At 44.1% G+C, this 6750-nt stretch carries 3 protein-coding genes and 1 pseudogene; all 4 read right to left on the bottom strand.

The window, feature by feature from the left end:
* Positions 1–18: 18 nt before the first annotated feature.
* Positions 19–1068: a tyrosine-type recombinase/integrase gene (locus ACTQ16_RS15145; RefSeq protein ID WP_441938186.1), complete on the bottom strand. Its 1050-nt coding sequence runs from the start codon at positions 1066–1068 to the stop codon at positions 19–21.
* 597 nt (positions 1069–1665) lie between these two features.
* On the bottom strand, positions 1666–2805 hold the full coding sequence (locus ACTQ16_RS15150) for an OmpA family protein (RefSeq protein ID WP_441938187.1): 1140 nt from the start codon (positions 2803–2805) through the stop codon (positions 1666–1668).
* A gap of 34 nt (positions 2806–2839) precedes the next feature.
* Entirely contained in the window at positions 2840–3190 is a 351-nt protein-coding gene (locus ACTQ16_RS15155; RefSeq protein ID WP_441938189.1) for a hypothetical protein, read from the bottom strand.
* Positions 3191–3291: 101 nt separating this feature from the next.
* Positions 3292–6750, bottom strand: a pseudogene (locus tag ACTQ16_RS15160) (hypothetical protein); the annotation flags it as partial.

Consider the following 6750-nt stretch of genomic DNA (forward strand, 5'->3'; position numbering starts at 1 on the left):
AAAATTAAGCCATATCCCCTATTTGGTGATGGCATCAATCAGGATATCATTGGTCTGGTCTATCTGGTCGGCGTTAATACTCTTGAGATAAATTTGTGTTGTTTTTTCCGAATTATGTCCCATACTGTCACTGATTACGCTCACGGGAACATTCTTCTCCTTGGCGTTGGTAGCCCACGAATGTCGGGCAACATACATCGTCAGTGTGATGTCGATATCTATCAGTTTGGATAGCTTTTTCAGGGTCTTGTTAATCAGACATTGCCGGTAATGCCTCTGCTGCCGGAGACTTTTCTCTGCATGGTTGTCCAGGATGCCCAGCAGATGTTTCCCGTCGAGCGAAGGATAACGGTCCACAATGTCCTGCATGCTCTGCCGCCAGGCTATCCTCAGTTCCTGCCCCGTCTTCCTTCGTTTATAGATAAGGTATCCGTTGCGGATATTCGACTTCTCCAGACAGGCGATATCCACGAACGACATGCCCCTTGTATAGTAGCTGAAAAGGAATAAGTCTCTGGCAAACTGCTGGTTATAAGTTTCCAGTTTCAGTTGTGCCAGCTGTCGGATAGCCTTTTGCGAGATGGCTCGCTTACTCGTCTTCGTGGTTCGGGTAAAGGCACCGGCAAAGGGTTTGCGGTCGGGAATCTCCAGTTCCTTCACGGCACTGTTGTAGATGGCGCGGAGCCGTCGCATATAGAAGGAGATGGTATTCAGCGTCAGTCCCTGATGCTTCAGATAGCTCTCGTAGGCACCCACCACCAGTTCGTCGAGTTCGCACAGCAGGATATCCTTCTGTTTTCTGAACTTCATAAAGCTCTTCATTGTACACTGGTTGATATCAGCCGTACGATATTGGTAGTTATCCTTCAGTCTCTGTCTGATTTTTTCAGCATAGTCACCCAGTTTTACTCCCCTATTCGGGTTCGATTTTTCCATCTTTTCCATTTCATCCTGTGTTTTTGTTATCACAGAATATCCGTGTTGTCCAGCCTTACTATTAAACCTGATGATAATCTCATCATCTTTTTTCATCTCAGAATCGTCTGGTAATTCTATTCTAAGTGTCATATTTTTGCGTTATTTTTGAATGAAGAACAAAATTACGCCAAAAATGCGAGAAATGAGAAAGTTTAGGAGTAAATAATGCAAAAATAAGAGGAAAAAGCATAAAAAAGTCCCCCCAGCAGAGTTGTCTCCCGCCGATCTCACAGATTTCCACGGATTTTTTACCTTTAAAAGTCACGCAGATTTTTTACCTTTAAAAGTCACGCAGATTTCGCAGATGACGCAGATTTCTTTTACTTTTTTACCTTTTTACTTTTTTACCTTTAAACAGCTCTTTTACCTTTAAAAGTTCCCCAGGCGGTCCCATCCCGCAAAATATGGCGAGGGCTTTGATGCCCCGCCAACCTTAGAGCGAAGCGGTTCTGAGCACCGGAGGGCGGTTACATCCCCTGTCCCCTGAGGGGAAAGGGGCTTGGGGAAAGCGGTGGAGCCCTCCTTGGCTAAGGAGGGACGGGGTGGATCGAAAAAACACTATTTTCAAACCGAAAAAGCGAGGCTTCTTGAAAAGAAACCTCGCTAAAAGCATGGATTCAGGTAAGCTTTACAGGCTTGCCCCGAATCCAGAATTAGTGATAAATAATATTTGGCACAAGCCAGATATTATTTAGCAATCATGATGGAAACACGGTTCATATCATTCTCTGCAAATGGCTGAACACGAGCACCCTTTGATTCCTCAGTGATGCGCTCAGCAGGAATGCCATAGCGCTTCTCCAACATCCAGACAACGGCTGCAGCACGCTTGGCAGCGATGCGGTCGTTCACTCTGTCATTACCAGTACCCTTGTCAGCATAACCGGTAACAACCACCTTTGCCTCAGGATACTTCACCAGGAAGTCGATGACTTCGAGGATCTTCTGATTCTCCTTGGCAGAAATCTTGTTAGAGTTGATGGTGAAGAAGATATCACGACGGATTTCCTCAACCTTCTTCTCTACTACAGGTGCTGGAGCAGGAGCTGGCTCCTCAACCTTCTGAACAGGTGCTGGAGCTGGTTCTGGTTCTACTGGCTTCTCCTTCTTGGTAGCACTCGTGCCCAGGTTGATGCGAAGACCAGCCAAAGCATTGAAATACCAGTCAGGGTTATCAGCCTTCTTAGAGTTGTACTTGTCTGAAATGACATTGGCATTACCCTCAAGCATCAGACTGACAGACTTGCTGACCTTGAATGCCAACTCGATACCGGCACGACCGTAAGGGCGAACCTTGGTACCATCCCAGAGATACTCCAGGTTGTAGGCATTCATATTCTTCATGGTTGCAGCCAACTCATTCACTTCGTCGTTATCCCAAGCGATGTTGGCGCCGGCTCCAGCGAAGGCAGTAACGTTCAGCACACGGTTAGGGTTCCAACCGCAGAAGAGGTTGCTGAGGTTGAACATGAAGTCAACACCAGGAGCCACATATTTATATTTATACTGAGCGTTGTAAGGAGTCTCACCCTTCTGAGCACGGAATCCAGCCCAACCGCCCTTGCTCTGCCAACCGTTAGCCTGCAGACGCATGCCGAAGACTGGAGAGAACTGGTAGCCCAAGCCCAACTGAACGTTAGGAGAGAGCAAATCACCGAACTTAGCCTCGCCGAGTGTATACTGAGCACCGCCCTGCAGATCCAGGAACCAGTGCTTGTTGAAAGTATACTCATCACCGTTCTGGTCGGTGTAAGTAGCCTGAGCCATGGCAGATATTGTGCCGAGGGCCAACAACGAAGCAGCGAACAAAGATTTCATTGTATTCATAATCATATCTTTTATTGATTAATAACTCTGTAGATTATCTTGTCAAGAGAGGCTTGGTGCTATCCGGCTCAAGCTCTATCACCTTAGAAGGTCTTGGCTTGACATAAACCAGCACAGCACGCAGCGTATCGCCATTGCCGCTCAGATAATGCACCTTGACATTATCATTGGCAAGCATGACCCCATTGGCATACTGAGCATCCTTAACCGTAAAGATCAAGGTATCCTCGCCATTGAAAACTTTCATAGAGCGGATGGTGTCACCATCAGGATTGATATCCACGCTGGTAACGACTCCCTCTACATCTTTTATCTTCTCCTTGCAGGAAGAAAGAGAGAAGATGATACTGATCAAAGCGATCCAAACAAATACGAATTTCTTCATTTTCATCAATATCTATAATAGGAAAAAGGAGCTCCCCAAATAAATATGGGAAGCTCCTTTGGGTATGTTTAAGCTTCTAATTTGCTTAATTTATCAAACAATTACTGTGCACGCTTTACAGTGAACTCCATAGGGTATACCATCACGTGACCGAATGCGTCAGTAAGAGTAATAACCAATGTTGACTTAACGTCATTAACTGGGTTTGATGTATTATTTTTAACAGGGGCGAAGCTAATTACACCATCATTACTGATTGATGTTGTAAAGTAGTCTTCCTGCTTGCTCTGGTTAGAAATCAGCTTAGCAGTGATGCTCTTATACTTCTTGCTTGTACCATTTACAAGATTCTTCAATTCACCACCGAACTCCTTGTTGGCAAGTGTGTTATGACCGATGATATACTCTAAGAGATTAGCATAAACTGGATTAGCATCGGTTCCACCAATTCTAAGAGTTTTACCATCACCATATGTCAATTCATTAACGTCTGCAGTGCTTGTAACCTTACCCTGAGCATTTTTAAATTCATGCTTATGCCAACTATAAGTCTGATCCTTATCGTTCAATGGACAAGTAAATACAGTCTGAACAGACTCAAGTGTTATAACGTAGTCACCATTAGCATTCTTATGATCTGTTGAGATAGGACCATAGTTGTAAGAGATAGTTGTCTTGTGCTCTGTTGTACCATCAACCAATTCCTTGTCTACTGTTACATTCCATGCAGTTTGTGTTGCAGTAGTTGTTGATGGAACGAGTTTTGACAAAGTATAGTTACCATCACCATCCTTAGCTGTGTTATCAATAACAATATCGAAACCAGCCTGCAAACCTGTGATAGCCTCTTCCAAATTCTTGTAACCAGTTGTTGCATCAGCAGTCCAGCTACCAGTTGGATAAACGTATGCTTTATATTTGCCGTGTTCAAGCTGCTCGTCCTTCCAAGTATAATTATAGATTTCCTTGGTAGTCTGAACAGAAGGAAGATGCTTTGTCAAAGATACAGCGATTTCGTTCTCTACCATATTATCAGAATTCTTGGTAGAAATTGTACCTGTAGCCTTGAGACCATCATTCCACTTCATAAGGTCTGTTGTACAAGTAAACCTAATATACTTGATGTTCTTGTTCTGTGAGCCATCAATTTCGGCTACTGTCTTACCGTCAGTTGAGTATTCTACTCCGAATGTAATAATCTCATTACCAACCTTAGTACTCCATGTAGCATCCAATGCAGAATTACCCTTCAATGGAGAAGAGAGTTTCAACCAACCAGTTTTATTCTTTTTACCATCAGCAACCTTAGTAGCATTATAGTAAGCATCAACCTCACCAGTTACAGAAACCTGGTTCTCGTCTTCACCTACGTTAACTACGAAACTCTGACCATTTTCTGGTATTACCTTACCATTATACTTGACAGCGAAGATACGGAAACCGATCCTGTCACCCTTCTGACCATTAATCTTAACATTGATAGTTGGGGTCTTGTCTGCAGGATTAACCTCTACAACATTACCGTATGCAGAACCACCATACTCATAGCTCTTCCAAGCATTGATAGCAGAAGAACCACTTTTGTCATCAACGTTGCTGTCATCACGTACTACATAGAAGTACTGAATCTGGTCTTTATATTCACCGAAATCAATTGTGATATCCTCCCCGCTCTTTGCAGGTACAATATCGCCATCCACACGACCGTCAGCATATGGCATTGCATTTGACAACAAGATAGGGCTTTCACCTGCCATTGTGTTTACAGACTTAATCTTAACATTACCAATGGTAGTAAGTTCATTTGGTTTATCAAATTCTTTTGCCTCAGGAACAATGATGTCGTATGTAGAAGTAACATAGCGGTCCTTAGCTGCCTCGCTATTGGTGTTATTAACAGCTACAGCATAAAGAATATGCTTGCCATCATTCAACTGTTCAATAGCAGTTCTTGCAACGCCTGGCTTCACAGTTACAGGAATCTTCCAAAGACCAGTATTGTTAGCAGCTCTTGTTGTTGTGAACAACTTATCATACTTCTCAGGCTCACCGATTTCAAGGATATTGTCCAAGTTGTTGTTCTTAGAGTCAACCAACTTGATAGCAGCCTTTGTGAGGACAGCGTTTACTGGGTTAACACGAACAACAAGTTCAGTCTTGGTATTGAATGTAGTACCCTTAACGAATGTCTGCTGGTTTGTAGCTGCAGGAACCTGATAAGTAGCACTAGCCTTCTCTGCCTTACCGAAGATAAAGTCATCAGCAACAGTACCACTAGTAAACTGCAATTCAGACTTGTTTGGCGCAGTCAAAGTACCATCGGTTTGGAATGAACCAAGCAAGTTAACCTCAGTTACCATAGTTGTGTACTCACCGATGATTTCCTTCAACTGGTCTTCAATCTTGCTAACACGCTCAACCAAGCTCTTGTCTGGATCTTCCAAAGCAAGCTTAGACTCAATGCTCTTCAAACGTCCGTCAAGACCAGAAAGACCTGTATTCTTAGCAGTCAACTGATCGTTGATAAGCTGGATAGCCTTAGCAACAGTGTTCTTTGCATCGAAACCAGCACCAAGAGCATCCTGGATAGCCTTGATATCTTTCTGGTTCTGAACTGCCTTAGCATCTGCAGCCTTAGCATCCTGAGCAGCAGCAGTAGCAGCACCCTCAGCAGCAAGTGCCTTCAAATAAGCAAGGCCCTTCTCAGACTCAGCCGTGTTAGCCTTCTTCAAAGCCTCCTTAGCTATCTCATTGACAGCTGCGAGATCACCCTTCTTCAATTCACCAATTGCCTTGTTGATAGCCTCTTCTACAGCCTTCTTAGTCTGGAGATTCTTGATTTCCTCCTTAGTAGCATAAGTTACATCAGCATTCTTCTTAAGCTCAGCAAGGAGTCTCTGAACCTCTGCAGTCTTAGCATAATCACCGAGCTGCTGTTCAATCTTAATAGCAAACTTCTTCAAAGCAGCATCAATCTCGTCAGCCTGCTTCTTAGTAGCATACTTACTAGCAATCTCGCTAAGAATCTCAGCCTTAGCATTAGCATCAGCAGCAGTCAAAGCTGCAATAGCATTATTCAAAGCTGTGGTGTCAGCCTTAGCATCAACCTTTGTGTTGAGAGTTGCGAGGGCAGTATTAACAACCTCCTGCTCAGAAGCAACAGTAGTCTTGTAGCTAGCCAAGTCTGTCTTTACCTCCTCAACAGCAGCCTTAGCATCAGCAACAGCCTTGTCAGCTGCTTCCTGAGCCTTCTGAACTGCATCCTTCAAAGCTGCATCGTTCTTCTCCTCGAGAGCCTTCTGTGCAGCTTCGAGAGTAGCCTTTACTGTAGCAACTTCGTCCTTAGTAGCATACTTCTCCAACTCAGCCTTAACCTCGTCAAGAGTTGCCTTGCTATCAGCAGTTGTCTGTGCCTTCTGAGCAGCAGTCAAAGCCTCAGCTACCTTAGTCTGAAGAGAAGTGATGTCAGACTTGTTAGAAGAGATCAGAGCCTGGAGCTCAGCAACCTTCTGTGAAAGCTGATCGGCAGTAGCAAGCTTGTCGATCTGCTCTTGCAAGTT

The sequence above is a fragment of the Prevotella sp. LCP21S3_D2 genome, assembly GCF_052118345.1.
Taxonomy (GTDB): domain Bacteria; phylum Bacteroidota; class Bacteroidia; order Bacteroidales; family Bacteroidaceae; genus Prevotella.